Source organism: Candidatus Dedyshia acidiphila, assembly GCF_051025295.1.
In the GTDB taxonomy this organism is placed as follows: Bacteria; Acidobacteriota; Terriglobia; order Terriglobales; family Acidobacteriaceae; genus KBS-83.
Window position 1 is genome coordinate 33815 of the sequence record NZ_JBMGJV010000023.1, and the last position, 15362, is coordinate 49176.

Consider the following 15362-nt stretch of genomic DNA (forward strand, 5'->3'; position numbering starts at 1 on the left):
GAGGTAAAGTATGCACACGTCAAGGCATATCGACTCCTGCATCGAATCCATGAAGCAGATGCTTGGAGATCCCAACAACGAAATGACGTCGGAACAGCGGAACACCCTGATGCAAGGCGTTCGCGAACTCAAGCGACTACGAAGGGCGAGAAACTTTACACGGGAGCATGTATTCACCGTGGTAAGTCGCATCACCGAAGTAGTCTACGAAATTGTGAACTCTGGAGTCGGGGCGTGAGTTTCAAGGGAGCCGTTTTTTCCTAACCCTTAGGCAGGTGCACTCATGAACTATCCGAAGGCGATCCGCGTCGCTCGATCATTAGCTGACCTGTCTCAGGGGGAGCTAGCTGATCGAGCCGATATCGATCGTAGCTATCTTTCCCTGATCGAGTCAGGGAAGCGGCAGCCATCATTGGAGACTATCGAGAAGATTGCCGCCGTTCTTAAAATGCCATTTCATCTGCTGAGTCTACTTGGCAGTGAGGAGGCGGAGATAAGGCACGCTAATCCCGGGCATATTGAAAGCCTCTCGTTGGCGCTTACAACGCTGCTACTTACACCCGAGAAAAATGACTCTCCAGAAAATGATCCATCAACGTCTTCCTCTCGACCGGGCTCCTCTAAAAAGCTTCCGCGAACTGGCGTTTCTACTCGGGGTGCCTCTAGACGAACTCCGGAGGCTCGCAAGCGAACTGCCTAATCAGTACAAGCCGTTCATGCTCGCAAAAGCGAGCAAACCGTATTCTAGACAGGTCTCAACCCCTAAACTGCGACAGATCGACAATCCCTCTAGGGCATTGAAGCTAGTCCAATCTCGGATTCGGCAGCGACTACTGGTGCCGCTAAGCTCGCCAGAGTTTCTCTATGGAGCCATCCGTAAGCAGAGCGTCCGCACCCATGCGGGCGCGCACCTGCGTTCTTTGAACTCGATGATGGTAAAGATGGACATCAAAGCTTACTACCCGAGTCTTACGAATGCTCATATTTTTCGAGTGTGGTCGAATGTGCTGGGCTGCTCCCCTCGAGTGGCACGCCTGCTCACCCAACTCACAACCTTTGAGCATCGCCTTCCCCAGGGGGCTCCCACCAGTCCTGCGCTTGCAAATCTCTTCATCGCTTCTATCTACGGCCCGGTCCTCAACGCCTGCCGCGAGAAAGGTGTCACAGCGACGGTGTGGGTGGATGACCTCACCTTCTCCGGTCCACAGGCTAGGGCGATGATGGAGCTCGTAAGACAAACACTTGCTGCCAGCGGGTTGAAGGATTCCCGAGGGAAGCGGAAGATTCTGAACTCGGTGATGAGCAAGGTTGTGACTGGTGTCCGGATAGGAAGGGGCAGGATACGGGCTTGCAAGTTAAAGGCTAGGGACATACGTGCTGGTATTCACCATCTGGCCCAAGGTCATGTAACTGATCGCGGTCTTCGAAAGGATATCGAAAGCCTGCGCGGCAAAATCGCTCACATCAGATCGATCTGCCCCAGGGATGCTTTGCCTTTGGAAAGACAGTTGGAAGTCGCTCTGGAATGTTTGCAGGCGCGCTCCATCGAGCATCCCACGCTCGTCCGGAGCCGCCGTCTATTGTCGGCTGTCCCTGTCTCGTCGGGGCCTCGCATATAGGGCGCCTCTCCGGAAGAGCTCCTCGCCCCTGGTTGGGGCCGCCGCGTTTCCATCGCGCACGAACAGGGCTGCCAACCCCAGCCCTCCGGCACTAGAATTGCGCTATGCCCAGCCAGACCACGCCCGCTGTCGACCGCACGCTGACCCGCCCGCTTGCCGAAGCCGATCCGCTCGTGGCCGCCGTGCTCGCCCAGGAGGTTGCCCGGCAGCACGAGGGACTCGAAATGATCGCGTCCGAGAACTTCGTCAGCCGCGCTGTGCTTGAGGCCGCCGGGTCCGTCTTCACGAATAAGTACGCAGAGGGCTATCCCGGGAAACGGTACTACGGCGGTTGCGAGTTCGCCGACGTGATCGAGAACCTTGCGCGCGACCGCGCGAAGCAGATCTTCGGCGCGGAGCACGCGAACGTGCAGCCGCACTCGGGCTCGCAGGCCAACGCCGCCGCCTACATGGCGATCATCCAGCCGGGCGACACGATCCTGGGGCTCGACCTGGCGCACGGCGGCCACCTGACGCACGGCCACAAGCTCAACTTCTCGGGCAAGCTCTACAAGGTCGCTTCGTACCAGGTGCGCAAAGATACCGAGGTCATCGACTATGACGAGCTCGCCGACATCGCGCGCCGCGAGCGCCCGAAGCTGCTCATCGGTGGCGGCTCTGCGTATCCGCGCACCTTTGATTTTGCACGCATGCGCGCTATCGCCGATGAGGTTGGCGCCCTGCTGCTGATCGACATGGCGCACTTCGCCGGCCTGGTGGCGGGCGGCGCACATCCCTCGCCGGTGCCGCACGCCCATATCGTGACCACCACGACGCACAAGACGCTGCGTGGACCGCGCTCCGGCCTGATCCTCTGCAAGCAGGAGTTTGCTGCCGCGATCGACAAGTGCGTCTTCCCCGGTCAGCAGGGCGGACCGCTGGTGCACGTAATCGCTGCCAAGGCCGTGGCCTTCGGTGAGGCGCTCGAACCCAGCTTCCGCGAGTACGCAGCCCAGATCGTGCGCAATGCCAAGGCGCTCGCTGCCGCGCTCGCCGAGGAGGGCTTCCGCGTCATCTCCGGCGGCACCGACACGCATGTGCTGCTGATCGATGTGTTCGCGAAGGGCATGCTCGGTTCGGAAGCCGAGAACGCGCTGCACTCCGCAGGCATCACGGCGAACAAGAACGCGATGCCGTTCGACCAGAACCCGCCGCTGAAGCCCAGCGGCATCCGCCTCGGCACGCCCGCCCTCACCACGCGCGGCATGCGCGAAGCCGAGATGCGCACCATCGCGCACTGGATCGCCGAAGCGCTCGACAAGCGCAGTGACGAAGCCGCACTGGCCCGCATCCGCGGCCAGGTCCGCGAGCTGGCGGACAGCTTCCCGCTCTACGACTGGCTGCGCGAGAATTAGGGGGACGCGTCAGCGATCCAGTCAGGCGCCCGTCCGGCTACTTCGAATGCGCGCCGCGATCGCTGCCCAGTTCGCCGAATCGGCCCTGAAGATCGGGTCATTGTGCGCCATCCCAGGAACGATGATCAGCTCGTACGCTCCGCTGCAGGCGGCTGCGAGTTCGTGCGCAAGCTCCGGCCGGAACAAGCGATCCTTCTCGCCGTGCACAATCGTCACCGGAATCACATTTTCTCTCAGGCGTTCTCGCGATTGCCAGATACCCTCGAAGATGCGGGCGCTCCACCCCGGAGCACCCGCACATACGGCCGCCTGGCGCAGCGAAGGAAAAGCCGCGCACAGCACGAGGTGGTCCGGTGTTGTGCGGGAAAGAATCGCGGCAGCCACCCCGCTCCCCAACGAGAAGCCGAGCAGACCGTGGGCGAGTCCGGGTGTCTGCGAGCTGAGCGAGCCGAATGCAGCGATCGCATCGTGCTCCATTTGCTGAGAGTCTATGCGCCCGGTGCTTCGCCCGTAACCGGAGTAGTCGAATACAAGCGATGCGCACCCCGCTTCAGCAAGCAGTGTTTGCACCTCAAACCAGTCCTCGACGAGTTCACCGATTCCGTGACAGATGAGCAGCGCACTCGAAGATCTCTGCACGGCAGGTTCGACCAAGCAGGCGTCCAGGTTTCCGGTACCGCTTGGAATAAAATATCTCCTTCGGCGAGCATTTGCGGCGGGCGGCCGGTGTCGACGTGCCCGGCGGAGCCGACCGTATGCAATCAGAATGGCGCTGCCCAGAGTGATGCTCCCGCTAAAAGCGAGCTTCTGCAGCAGGTGCGGCCTCACAGCCCCAGCAGGAACACCGGTGCCATTGCAACCAGCGCAGCACCGGCCTGCAAGGCCAGCACGCCAAGCATCGGCCGGGGTGCGCGGCGCACGGCGCCCAGCACAAACGCGAGCAGCAGCGGCGCCTGCCCTGCCATCAGCAACTGCCACAGGTGCGCCGCCGTGTCTTCATCGCCGCCATGCCGCACGCCAGTTATCGATATCGCGAAGAGAACGACTGCGAGCGCCCCGAGAGACATCGAAATCGGCAGAAACGCAGTGGGCTCTCCTAACAGCTTGCGCAGGGAAGTATCGCGATCGCTCACAGCATCCTCCAGTGTTGGAAACAAAGTCTCGCTTAACGCCGCTCGCATGACATCGGTCACTGCCCTCAGGCCGGAGCCGTTGTCCGCTTCGAGCAGAGCGGCGAACTCCTCGCCGTAACGCTCCCTCCAGCGCCGCGGATACAGCCGCACGAGCCACCGCGCCACGCGGGGGCTGGTCACTCGGCCACCCGCGCCAGTCCTGCCCGGGAGAACTGCGCCAGCGTGTTCAGTCGCGCTCGTAGCACCCGCAGACCTTGCGCCGTGATGCGATAGGGCCGACGACGCTCTTCAGGCGGCAGCGGCGCAATCCAGCCCTGTTCCTCCAACCTGGAAATGGCGCCGTACAGTGTGCCCGGTCCAAGCCGGGTGCCGCACAGCCCGACGATGTCCTCAATCATGGCGTGGCCGTGCTTCTCCCCACCCGCCAGGCTGGCCAGGACCAGCAGCGGGGGATCGGAGAACTGCCCTAACCCGTCCTGCCCGCGGACATCTACGTTCCGCGTACTACGCATGACGTAGTCATCGCACGCCTTGCTGAACCGTGCAAGCAGAATCGCGCATACGCCGCAAACCCAGTGCAACCGCGTAGAATTGAATCTGCAGGCGGGCTGGACGGCCGCTGCCGGATGCTTGTCATCCGGGGGAGGAAAGTCCGAACTCCGCAGGGCAGTGTGCCGGATAACGTCCGGGATCGGCGCGTCAAGGCGCCGAGACGGCCAGTGCCACAGAGAAGATACCGCCACCGCGCGCAAGCACGGGGGTAAGGGTGAAAAGGTGCGGTAAGAGCGCACCGCGCCGGCTGTAAGGTCGGTGGCAGGGTAAACCCCACACGGAGCAAGACCAAATAGGGAGGAAGACCGCCGGCCGGCCCAGTGCCGACGGTCGCGTGCCGGCCCGGTGCGCCCACGTGGGCTACTCGTCAGTCACAAGCTGGCGAGGCGGAAACCTCCGGGTAGGTCGCTGTTGAACGTCGGCAGTAATGCCGCGTCTAGAGGAATGGCCGTCCTCGACAAAATTCGGCTTACAGGCCCGCCTGCATCGGTTCTGTCGCTTATCTTTACCACCCTATTAAGCCATCCGGGGTACCATCAGCAGCACGCGCGAGTCGCCCCTTAAGCTCGCGACTCCACTGCATCGAAATGATCTGGAGGCTAAGCATGCTGCACATTATCTGGGAAGCGATCATCGGGCTCATCATTGGCGCGCTCGCAAAGCTGATCATGCCGGGCAAGGATCCGGGCGGCATCTTCATCACCATGCTGATCGGCATCGCAGGCGCCCTGCTGGCAACCTGGCTCGGCCAGGCGCTGCATCTGTACCAGCCCGGCCAGAGCGCGGGCTTCATCATGTCGGTCATCGGCGCGCTGATCCTGCTCTTCCTCTACAGGCTGATTAAAGGCAGAACGGCGACCGCCTAGTTCCGACGCCTCCGTTGCTGGCATTGTGAGGCCGTAAGTGCGGCGAATTTCGCCTAGCGCAACCCATTCCGGGATGGCAGGGAATATCTCGCGTCTGGCGGGAACCGCCGCGCTGCTAGACTCGTTTCACTCTACGAGACCCCTTCATGGCCTTTCGCGAAGCCATCCAGATCGCGCTGCAATCACTGTGGGCGAACAAGCTGCGCTCCATTCTCACGCTGCTCGGCGTGGTGATCGGCGTCGCGTCGGTCATCATGGTCATCACCCTGGTGGCCGGCGCGAACAAGTTTGTCGCCACCAAGGTCTACGGCTACGGGGCTGATGTCTTCACCGCCTCCAAGCAGCCCAGCGTCGTCTTCAGCGATGCCGAGTACTCGAAGTTCCAGAAGCGCAAAGATCTGAAGTTCGACGCGTATGAAGCGATCGCCGAGCGCTGCACGGCTTGCACGCAGACTGGCGCGCTTGCGGAGTCCACCGGCTCGGTGGTCTACGGCACACACTCCGCCACGGACGTCAGCGTGCGCGGGTGGACAGTTGAAATGCCGGCCATCAATGACATCGCCATCGAACGCGGCCGCGGCATCACGCCCGCAGAAGAGACGCGCCGCATGCACCTGGCCATCATCGGCCCGGACATTGCGGACAATCAGATCCCGGGTGAGGACCCGCTGGGCAAAGAGATTCGGGTCGACGGCGAGCACTACACCGTCATCGGCGTGGGCGAGCGCAAGGGCAAGACGCTGGGCCAGAGCCAGGACAACTGGGTCGCAATCCCGCTGACCGCGTACCTCGATACCCACGGCTCCAATCGCAGCCTGGTCCTCTACGCGCGCGCTGGCGGCACCGGTGATCCGCTCGAGGTGGCGGTTGACCAGGTGCGCGTGATTCTGCGCTCGATCCGCCATGACCGGCCCGGCCAAGAGGACAGCTTCTCCCTCGATACCAACCAGACCTTCGTCGGCATCTGGCAGAGCATTAGCTCGAGCTTTGCCGCGGTGTTCGTCTCGCTCGCCGCAATCTCACTCGTGGTCGGCGGCATCGTGATCATGAACATCATGCTGGTCAGCGTGACGGAGCGCACGCGCGAGATCGGTGTGCGCAAGGCGCTCGGCGCGCGGCGGTCCGATGTGCTGACGCAGTTTCTGATCGAGTCGGCCACGCTGTCGCTGATCGGCGGCTTTCTCGGCGTGATCGGAGGCATCGGGGTGGCGAAGATCATCACCCTCGTGATCGGCTTCCCGTCGGATATTAAGATCTGGTCCGTCGTGCTCGGGCTGAGCGTGGCCACGGCAGTGGGCCTCTTCTTCGGCGTCTACCCCGCCCGGCGGGCCGCGATGCTCGACCCCATCGTCGCCCTGCGGTCTGAGCTCTAGGAGGAACACCGTGCGCATTGCCGATTACAAAGAAGCCGTCCGGATGGCCTTCGAGACGCTGCGCTCGAATAAGTTGCGCAGCGGGCTCACCATCCTCGGCATCATGATCGGCGTCACCACCGTGATCCTCATCTCGTCGGTGATCACCGGGCTTACCTCGAATGTCGACAACGTCGTGCGCTCGCTCGGCACCAATGTGTACTGGGTCTTTCGCTTCCAGGTCTTCGGCAAGCGCCCCACCACCGAAGAGTTGGCGCGCAAGCAGGTGAGCTACGACGACGCCATGGCGCTCGCCACGCTGCCGCACGTGTCCGCCGTCTGCGCTGCGCAGCAATACCGCACTCCCAACGGTCGCATCGGCGACATCGGCGTCAAGTACCAGGGGCACAAGGTGCAGAACACGCTGCTGCAGGGCGACTGCGAGCAACTGCCCGATCTCTACGACATCACGCTCGACCAGGGCCGCTACTTCACGCGGCAGGAGACAGATCGCCGCGCGAACGTCGTTGTGCTCGGCCACGACACGGCTCAAGAACTCTTCGGCCAGGAGCCCGCTATCGGCAAGGAGGTGCAGATCGAAGGCGATGTCTTCACCGTCATCGGCGTGCTGGGCAAGCAGAAGCAGGCCTTCGGTGGCGGCAAGAATCCGGCCGACAACTCCGCGCACTTTCCGCTGTTCACCTTCCGCAAGATCCATCCTGAAATTCTCGATTACTGGATCAGCGTGAAGTACGACAACGCGAAGAACAAGATCGCAGTCGAGGACGAGATTCGGGAGATGCTGCGTCGTCGGCGCAAGGTGCCGCCGAACAAGCCGGACAACTTCGCCATCTTCAGCTCCGACGGCCTGCTCAAGCTCTGGAACCAGCTCACGAGTGGCCTCTTCATCTTCCTGGTCGGTGTGTCGAGCGTTGGCCTGATGGTGGGCGGCGTCGGCGTGATGAACATCATGCTGGTCAGCGTGACGGAGCGAACTCGCGAGATCGGCGTGCGCAAGGCGCTCGGCGCGACGAAGCGCACCATCCTGCTGCAGTTCACGCTGGAGGCGATGACGCTCTGTGCCTTTGGCGGCTTCATCGGCATTCTCGCGGGCGCATTCCTGACGCTGCTGCTCAAGCTGATTCTCGGCTCGGTGCTGCCGGCGCAGGTATCGCTGCTCTGGGCTGGCACGGCGTTCACGGTCTCCTGCGTCATCGGGCTGCTCTTTGGCATTTACCCGGCGTGGAAGGCAGCGAACCTCGACCCCATCGACGCACTCCGCTACGAATAGCGGGCCGCTGTCGAGCCTGTGCGCCGACCCCGCGCCCAGTGCCACACGCTACACTCAGTTTCGTTGAGCCTGTCTCCCATACTCGCCGCCACTCTCGCCGTCCTGCCCATCGTCGTAGCGGGAGTGACCACCCTGCTGGCGTGGCTGGGTGTCGGCTACTCTCTGCTCGCGTTGTGGAGCGCGCGCGATTTCCTGCGTAGCCTGCGCCGTGCGCCTTCGCGGTTTGCGCCGGACGTCACGATCCTCAAGCCGCTTAAGGGTGCTGACCACGACATGCTGGCCGCCTTCGCCAGCCACTGCCGTCAGCAGTATGCGGGTACGTACGAAATTCTCTTCGGCGTGTCGTCGCTCGCGGATCCCGCCGTCGCGGTGATTCGCGAACTCGAGCGGCAGTTCCCGGAGCAGGCGATCCGCGTCGTCGAATGCCCAGAGGTGCTCGGCCCCAACGGCAAGCTCAGCAACCTGGCGCAGATGCTGCCCCATGCGCGCTACGCGTATCTGCTGGTGAATGACAGCGACATCGTCGTCTCGCCACAATATCTGGCTACAGTGATGGGCACGTTCTCACCAGGCCCTGCTCCCGGTCGCGTCGGATCCGCACACGCTCCCCGTCCGGTGGGCCTCGTGACAGTGCCGTATCGCGGACTGGCCCACAGAGAGCGCGGGAAGCACGCCACGGTCTGGGCTCGCATGGAGGCGCTCGGCATCTCGACCGACTTCATCCCCGGTGTCTTTACAGCGCGGTATCTCGAGAAGGGGATTCACTTCGGCCTTGGCTCCACGCTGGCTGTGTCGCGCGAGGCGCTCGCTGCGATCGGCGGCTTTGAGGCGTTGGTCGGCACGCTTGCGGATGATTACGAACTCGGCGCGCGCATCGCGAAGGCCGGCTATGCCGTCGAGCTTGCACCGGAGGTGGTCGAGACCGGCGTGCCCGCGTACGACTTCGCCGGCTTCCTGCGTCATCAGCTGCGCTGGTCCCGCTCCACGCGCGACTCCCGGCGCTGGGGCTATGCGGGGCTCGTGTTTACCTTCGGCCTGCCCTGGGCGGCGCTTAACGTGATCGCCGCCGGCGCCAGTCTCGAAAGCATCGCGCTCTTCGTCCTGGCGCTCGTGGTGCGCGTTGCGCTCGCGCTCGCTGTCGGCGTCGGCATCCTGCGCGACGGCCAGGTGCTCCGCGACCTCTGGCTGCTTCTGCCACGCGACCTTTGCGCCCTCGCGCTCTGGGCCTGGAGCTACGCCAGCGACATCGTCTACTGGCGCGGCGAACGCTTCCTGCTGCGCCGCGGCCAGCTCACTCGCGTCTAGCGACGCGTCGCACTGACCATGCAATACACCATCGGGCCCAGCGGCATGCTCACCAGCGGCAGCAGCACCGGTGCCAGCACATTGTTCCAGCGCGCCCTGGTCATCTTCGCCCGACCAAGCAGCACGTTGCTCAGCAGAAATCGCAAAGTCACCCACGGAACGTGAGCCACAGAGGGCGCAACACGTAGCTGTGTCTGTTGCACATGCACGTCGCAGAAACCAAGCCGCTCCATCTCTGCCGTAACAGCCTGCAGTTCTCCAAGCGATTCGATGACCCAGCACTCGCAAAGCTTGTTGTAAATCCGGTGCTGGGCGCGAAGCATCCTGCCCTGCCCACGTAAGAAGCCATCCACCAGCACTAGTCGTCCTCCTGGCCGGAGCAGGCGGTGCGCCTCCGCCAGCAGAGCCGCCTTGTTCGCGCTGTGCGCATGGCACGCGCTCTCGAGCGCATAGGCAGCGTCGAACGACTGCGTCTGCAGCGGGGTCCGCTCGTAGTCCGCCTGGATGACCCGGAGACGATCGGCGTTGCGAGTTGCTTCATTGCGGATTCGCGCCTGCTCCACCTGCCAGGGCACGCGGGTGATCCCGGTCATGTGCGCGGCGGGCCGTTCTTCAGCCAGGGTGCGCATCGTCGCGCCCAACCCGCAGCCGAGGTCGACAATGCGGCTCTCGCCTTCGCGTGGCACCCGCAGATGCGCAAGCACCTGCAGGTTCATCTCTTCCAACATGCGCTCGCGCTGGAAGGGATTCAGTCCCCACCGATAGAACCCGAAATGCATGTTGAAGTTCGCGCTCCATGCTGCATAGTCCGGGCCAGCCTCGGAGTAATACTCCTCCAGGCCGACCCGCGCTTCGCCGGAAACCTGGTCCGTCGCTTCGAGCAGCACTTGTTCGACGGCGCTCATGCCTTCACCGCCCGTTTCCGCGGCCCTGGCAGGAAGCGGGTAATGCCGGCGCCAGCCCGCAGAATGGAGCGCAGAGTTGCCGGCGGCAGCTTGGTCATCTCGCGATACCAGCCGTACGTCTCTTCGAAAAACTCGGACATCGCGAGGATCCGGGCTCTGGTCACCGCTGGCGTTCCGCGCTCGCCTCGTGCCTCCGCAGAGCAGCGGCGCAGTACAGCAAGCGTGGGCTCGATCTCACGAGCGACCCGTTGCTCTACCACCGTCAGGAAGAGCTCCCACACATCGTGCGAGGTGTGGAACAGGTCGCGGCGATCGCCCAGGCGATGCGTGACCTTGATCAGATTCCAGTTCTGCAGCTCGCGCAGGCTGGTGCTGACATTCGAGCGCGCCACCACAAGAGCTGCCCCGATCTCCTCCGCGGACATCGGCTCCGGCGAGAGAAACAGAAGTGCATGCACCTGGGCGACCGTCCGGTTCACCCCCCAGCGGGTGCCCATCTCTCCCCAGTGCAGGACGAAGTCGCGAACCGCTCCAGTCATCTCCATGTCGCCAGCATACAATCATTTCTGTAGCGACAGAAATAATTGTTATGGCTGATTGCAGAGAACCTGCTTGCCGCCACCCGTCGCGACTGGATAGGCGGGGCCCGGCAGCGCGAGTCGTCCCGCACGATCGGTCAGCAGGAACACTCGTCGCGGGCCACGCCACAATGCTGCAAACGATGCATCGTCTTCGAAGACGTGCGGCGCGTCCGGGAAGAACGAGCCGTACCAGAGGTTGGAACTGCGGCCATTCAGCAGGTGCAACCGGCGGTGTAGATAGAAGCCCAGCGTCGAACCACTCTCATATTCACCGTCGATGACGATCACGTCATCCGTGCCAAGCTGCGGACGCATTGCGTCGGCCAGTTGCGCGGAGGAGAGCACTGGCGAAAAGGTGAGGAGCGCCCAGTGCGCGGCGATCAGGAACAGCGCGCCTCCCGCAGCGAGCGCGAGCAGCGCACTCCACACGCGGCCAGCACGCCGCAGCAGCAGGTGAGCGCCCGTGCCGCCCAGCAATGCGATCGCAGTGAGCACGAGCGGCCCGCGAAAGAACGCCATCGCCTGCGTGCTCAGATCCAGAAAATGGCCGAACGACAGCGCATAGTCACCCGGATTGCTGCTGAGTGCCGCGGCGAGATCTCCGTGTGGCGCTCCCCATCGCAAAGTGAAACCGTGCCAAGTGAGACCATGCAGTGCGAAGAACAGCGCTGCTGCTGCTCCCGCGCACCCCGCCGCGAACAGTGCCCACGCCGTGCGCAAGCTCTTGTCGCGAGCATTCGCCTGCTCTGCAAACGAGCCGCCCAGCAGCAGCGCAAGCGCCGGCAGCGCAGGCAGGCAGTAGTACTCCTGTCGCGTCGAGAAGCTGAAGAACAGCATGGGCACGAGCGTCCAGACAAGTAAAAACAGCCGCGCCCTTGCGCTGTCGCTCAGCGGCTCACGCCGCCACCATGCGCGCAGAGGAACACGCGACAGGGCACGCGCAAGAAACGCGCTCCACGGCAGCATCCAGACCAGCAGCAGTCCCCAGAACAGCAGGAGCGGCACGGTGTCGTAGTCGCGCGGAACGCGGCGGTTCAGGTAGCGCAGCAGGTGCTCGTTGATGAAGTAGAACCAGAAGAAGCCGCGCACATTGCCGAACGAGGGCGCGGGGCTCAGCAGTCCACCAGCGGGATGCCCCACCGTGGGGTTCGCGAGCCCGGCAGCAATATGCCATGGCGCAGCAATCGCGAGAAACACCGCGATTCCGAGCCAGGGGTGCCAGCGGCGGAGATGCCAGAGATTGCGCGTGGCCAGCAGAAAAGCACCCGCAATCGTCAGCGGAAACACCAGCCCGATCAGTCCCTTGGTCATCACGCCCAGAGCGCAGGCCGCCGCGTATCCGGCGGCCGTCGCACGCGTGGGCTGCTCGAGCGAACGCCAGAAGCACAGCATGGCGACCGTGAGCCACAGGCAGACCATCGCGTCCGGAATCAGGATGCGCGTGAAGATGAACAGGCCAAAGCTGGTCGCCATCACCAGCGCCCCCAGCAGCCCGGCACTCTCGCTGAGAAAGCATGCGCGGCCGAGCGCCGCAACCGCCAGCAGCAGCAGCAGCGTGGAGAGCGCGAGCGGCAGGCGCGCTGCCCATGTCTCTGGCCCGAAGGCGCGAAAGCTTGCCGCCATGCTCCAGTACAGCAGCGGCGCCTTTTCGAGATAGCGGATGCCGTTCGCATAGAGCGTGACCCAGTCGTGCCGCGCGACCATCTCGCGCGCCACCTCGCCATGGACAGAGTCCGCATCGTCGAGCAGCGGCGGCTGCACGAGCGCAAAGCTGCCGTAGAGCAGCACCCAGACCGCGATGATCAGCACGTAGCCGCGGATGCGCGCATGTTGCCGCTGCGTTCCAGGTCCGGTTGGCTCTGCGATGGACAGCATCGACGCGATTGTCGCATCGACAGCACGATCCGTCCGACGTGCGAGCGACCTGGCGCGCAATCGATCTGACCCAAGATCAGACCCAAGACGAGATCCAAGACGAGACCCGGGATGAACTAAAGTAGACCCAAGCCAATGGCTCCGGTCGCCTCACAACTCGTGCCGCTTGCTCCGGCGTCCGCCGGGAGCGGGTCCGCCGCCACGCTCATCTTTGACGACTGGTATCCCGCGCTGCGCACCGATCAGTTGCGCCCGCGCCGCATGCACACCGCGATGCTGCTTGGCATTCCGCTCGTGCTCGGCCGTCGCAGCGACGGCGCCATCTTCGCGCTGCGCGATAGCTGTCCGCATCGCGGCATTCCGCTCTCGTGCGGCTGGTTCGATGGTGATGCGGTCACCTGCAAATACCACGGCTGGGCCTTTGAGCCGGGCAGCGGCCAGTGCCGCGACATCCCTTCGCTCACCGGCGTGGACACGCTCGATCCCACGCGCATCTACGCCACTGCGTATCCGTGCCTCGAGCAGGATGGCTACGCCTGGGTCTACATTCCGAGCGCCGGGCGCGGGCGCGTCCGCACGGAAGATCTGCCACCACCGCCCGCGGTGCCGCACTTCAGCCCTCGATTCCGCGCCGCCCACCTCGCGGCTGACCTGCCCTGCAACGTCGATCACGGCATCATCGGGCTGATGGACCCGGCGCATGGGCCGTTCGTGCACCAGGCCTGGTGGTGGCGCTCGCGGGCCAGCATCCATGAAAAGCAGAAGCAGTTCGAGCCCATCCCGCAGGGCTTCCGCATGTCGGCGCACGCGCCTTCAGGCAACAGCGCGCCATACAAATTGCTCGGGGTCTACGGCGAGCCGATTCTCACCACCATCGACTTCGTTCTGCCGAACCGGCGCTACGAGACGATCCGCTGCGGGGAGAAGTGGTTCTCCAGCCTGACCACTGTCACGCCCGTCACGGCGTCGACCTGCCGCATCGATGTGGCGGCGGCGTGGAACGTCTTCTACCATGTGCCATTTGTCACAATGGCGGCGCGGTTCTTCGGTGCGCGCTTCGTGCGGCAGGATCAGCAGACCATGATCGAGCAGGCGGAGGGCCTGCGCCACAATCCGACGCTGATGCTGATCGACGACGCAGACCGGCCCGCCAAGTGGTACTTCGCGCTGAAGCAGGCACGGCTGAACGGGGAAGACACGCACCCGCTCAGCGGACCGGTGACATTGCACTGGCGTAGTTAGGCTGTCGTATGATGCTCGGCATGCGCAGGCTCACCCTCGCTCTTCTGCCGGTCCTGCTGCTGTTCGGCGGCGCCAAGGCGCACTCCACCCCCAACCAGCAGGTCCAGGAACTGGTCCAGCGGTTCGAGCAGGCGCGGCATGAGTTCGATCTGCCGGCGATCACATCCATGGTTGCGAGCGATTACGTCGAGATCTCGCCGCTCGGCGAAGTCGATCCGCATGACAAGATGCTGGGCTACTACGCACCCGATAAGAAAGTGCCCGCGCCGCCCATGACCCTGGACGAAATTGAGGTGCGCACGTTTGGCGATTCCGCCGCCGTGATCGCGAGGCTGACGTACACCATGGCGGGTCAGAGCAACGCCCTGCGGTCGTCGTATATCGCGCACCACGAGCGCGGTGGCTGGAAGCTCGTCCACGTCCAGTACACACCGCTGCGACCGGGTCATTAGCCAGCGGGCGAGACTACTCGCGCGAATCGAACAGTGGCCGGCTGGCCCCACTTGCAGTCGCCGTCGGCACATTCTGTAACTGCTTGCGGCACTGTTCCTTCTTCTCTGCGAGGGCCGGCTGGTGCACACGCATCAGCGCGGCGAGCGCCTCGCGCTTGTGCCGCAGCATGTACGTATCCGTCTGGTGCACGAATGGATAGCCGCACGCTTCGTTGAAGTGCTCTTCGCTGCCGATCAGCTTCAGGACGGCTGCCGGGTTTACGACCAGTGCATCGGCGATCGCGACGCTCAGCCCCTGGCTGAAGGTGGAATCGGTAAACGGCGCAATCTCGGCGGCGGCCTCGAGCCACCCCGGGCTGCCCTCCGCCACATGCTCGAGCACGATGTCGTAGTTCGGCTCCTCGGGGCTATGCGGATCGACGTCCTTGACGAACCGGCGGACAAAGTTCTCCGCGCCTTCTTCCTTGATGTGGCGGCGGAAATCCGTGGACGTCATCGCGCGCATCTCGTTCGCGCTCACGCTCTGCGCCAGGCAGGCCGAGGCTCCGGCGGCCAGCAGGGAGACGAGTGCCGCAGCGACGGGGACAGAGACGAGTTGCCGAAGACGATTCATGCCACGATCATCGCACTGGAGCGCGCACAGGCAAAGACGGGAAGCGCTCGAAAGCGCGTCGGGAGTAATCCGCTGAGCAGTAACCAGAGCGGATTGCCCGGCGCCCATCGGGATGTCCGAAACGGGCCTACCCGCATCCCACTCGCGTTGAGACGTCAGCCCGGCCACCACCTGTTGCCAAC

Annotated in this window: 16 protein-coding genes and 1 other RNA gene; 10 read left to right on the forward strand and 7 right to left on the reverse strand. The window is 63.8% G+C overall.

The window, feature by feature from the left end:
- The first annotated feature begins 283 nt into the window (after positions 1 to 283).
- The 3 genes from AC5IJH_RS10955 (at position 284) to glyA (ending at position 3013) form a co-directional block, all read left to right on the forward strand.
- Entirely contained in the window at positions 284 to 700 is a 417-nt protein-coding gene (locus tag AC5IJH_RS10955; RefSeq protein WP_491902855.1) for a helix-turn-helix transcriptional regulator, read from the forward strand.
- Between the two features lie 16 nt (positions 701 to 716).
- A complete protein-coding gene (locus tag AC5IJH_RS10960; protein ID WP_491902856.1) occupies positions 717 to 1619 on the forward strand; it encodes a reverse transcriptase family protein in 903 nt (300 codons plus the stop codon).
- A 104-nt stretch (positions 1620 to 1723) separates the two neighbouring features.
- A complete protein-coding gene (gene glyA, locus AC5IJH_RS10965; protein WP_491902857.1) occupies positions 1724 to 3013 on the forward strand; it encodes a serine hydroxymethyltransferase in 1290 nt (429 codons plus the stop codon).
- Positions 3014 to 3034: 21 nt separating this feature from the next.
- Here glyA and AC5IJH_RS10970 read toward each other — a convergent pair whose 3' ends face one another.
- The 3 genes from AC5IJH_RS10970 to AC5IJH_RS10980 are packed head-to-tail and all read right to left on the reverse strand — an operon-like array spanning position 3035 to position 4658.
- Positions 3035 to 3841, reverse strand: a complete 807-nt coding sequence (locus AC5IJH_RS10970; RefSeq protein ID WP_491902858.1) for an alpha/beta hydrolase — start codon at positions 3839 to 3841, stop codon at positions 3035 to 3037.
- Entirely contained in the window at positions 3838 to 4326 is a 489-nt protein-coding gene (locus AC5IJH_RS10975; protein ID WP_491902859.1) for a hypothetical protein, read from the reverse strand. Before AC5IJH_RS10975 ends, AC5IJH_RS10970 begins: the two co-directional genes overlap by 4 nt.
- Positions 4323 to 4658 carry a PadR family transcriptional regulator gene (locus AC5IJH_RS10980; protein WP_491902860.1) on the reverse strand — a complete coding sequence of 112 codons (336 nt, stop codon included), beginning with the start codon at positions 4656 to 4658 and terminating at the stop codon, positions 4323 to 4325. The genes AC5IJH_RS10975 and AC5IJH_RS10980 overlap by 4 nt, the downstream gene beginning before the upstream one ends.
- 88 nt (positions 4659 to 4746) lie before the next feature.
- On the opposite strand from AC5IJH_RS10980, the gene rnpB reads away from it, so the two are divergent.
- The 5 genes from rnpB (at position 4747) to hpnI (ending at position 9512) form a co-directional block, all read left to right on the forward strand.
- An RNA gene (rnpB, locus tag AC5IJH_RS10985) (RNase P RNA component class A) lies at positions 4747 to 5186 on the forward strand.
- 117 nt (positions 5187 to 5303) lie between these two features.
- Positions 5304 to 5564 (forward strand): GlsB/YeaQ/YmgE family stress response membrane protein, encoded by a 261-nt coding sequence (locus AC5IJH_RS10990; protein ID WP_491902861.1) that lies wholly within the window; start codon positions 5304 to 5306, stop codon positions 5562 to 5564.
- Positions 5565 to 5710: 146 nt separating this feature from the next.
- A complete protein-coding gene (locus tag AC5IJH_RS10995; protein WP_491902862.1) occupies positions 5711 to 6937 on the forward strand; it encodes an ABC transporter permease in 1227 nt (408 codons plus the stop codon).
- 10 nt (positions 6938 to 6947) lie between these two features.
- Entirely contained in the window at positions 6948 to 8207 is a 1260-nt protein-coding gene (locus AC5IJH_RS11000) for an ABC transporter permease (RefSeq protein ID WP_491902863.1), read from the forward strand.
- 63 nt (positions 8208 to 8270) lie between these two features.
- The gene (gene hpnI, locus AC5IJH_RS11005) at positions 8271 to 9512 is read left to right on the forward strand and encodes a bacteriohopanetetrol glucosamine biosynthesis glycosyltransferase HpnI (protein ID WP_491902864.1); all 1242 of its coding nucleotides are present in this window, start codon (positions 8271 to 8273) and stop codon (positions 9510 to 9512) included.
- Here the strand turns inward: hpnI and AC5IJH_RS11010 are convergent.
- The 3 genes from AC5IJH_RS11010 to AC5IJH_RS11020 are packed head-to-tail and all read right to left on the reverse strand — an operon-like array spanning position 9509 to position 12873.
- On the reverse strand, positions 9509 to 10417 hold the full coding sequence (locus tag AC5IJH_RS11010) for an SAM-dependent methyltransferase (protein WP_491902865.1): 909 nt from the start codon (positions 10415 to 10417) through the stop codon (positions 9509 to 9511). The genes hpnI and AC5IJH_RS11010 overlap by 4 nt on opposite strands.
- A complete protein-coding gene (locus AC5IJH_RS11015) occupies positions 10414 to 10962 on the reverse strand; it encodes a GbsR/MarR family transcriptional regulator (RefSeq protein WP_491902866.1) in 549 nt (182 codons plus the stop codon). The genes AC5IJH_RS11010 and AC5IJH_RS11015 overlap by 4 nt, the downstream gene beginning before the upstream one ends.
- A gap of 42 nt (positions 10963 to 11004) precedes the next feature.
- A complete protein-coding gene (locus tag AC5IJH_RS11020) occupies positions 11005 to 12873 on the reverse strand; it encodes an ArnT family glycosyltransferase (RefSeq protein WP_491902867.1) in 1869 nt (622 codons plus the stop codon).
- A 135-nt stretch (positions 12874 to 13008) separates the two neighbouring features.
- Between AC5IJH_RS11020 and AC5IJH_RS11025 the strand changes: the two genes are divergently transcribed.
- Together AC5IJH_RS11025 and AC5IJH_RS11030 are read left to right on the forward strand one after the other, a co-directional pair.
- Positions 13009 to 14115, forward strand: coding sequence for a Rieske 2Fe-2S domain-containing protein (locus AC5IJH_RS11025; protein WP_491902868.1), 1107 nt, complete (start codon positions 13009 to 13011; stop codon positions 14113 to 14115).
- 20 nt (positions 14116 to 14135) lie between these two features.
- Positions 14136 to 14567: a nuclear transport factor 2 family protein gene (locus tag AC5IJH_RS11030; protein WP_491902869.1), complete on the forward strand. Its 432-nt coding sequence runs from the start codon at positions 14136 to 14138 to the stop codon at positions 14565 to 14567.
- Positions 14568 to 14580: 13 nt separating this feature from the next.
- Here the strand turns inward: AC5IJH_RS11030 and AC5IJH_RS11035 are convergent, their stop codons facing one another.
- Positions 14581 to 15180, reverse strand: a complete 600-nt coding sequence (locus AC5IJH_RS11035; RefSeq protein ID WP_491902870.1) for a hypothetical protein — start codon at positions 15178 to 15180, stop codon at positions 14581 to 14583.
- Positions 15181 to 15362 lie beyond the last annotated feature (182 nt).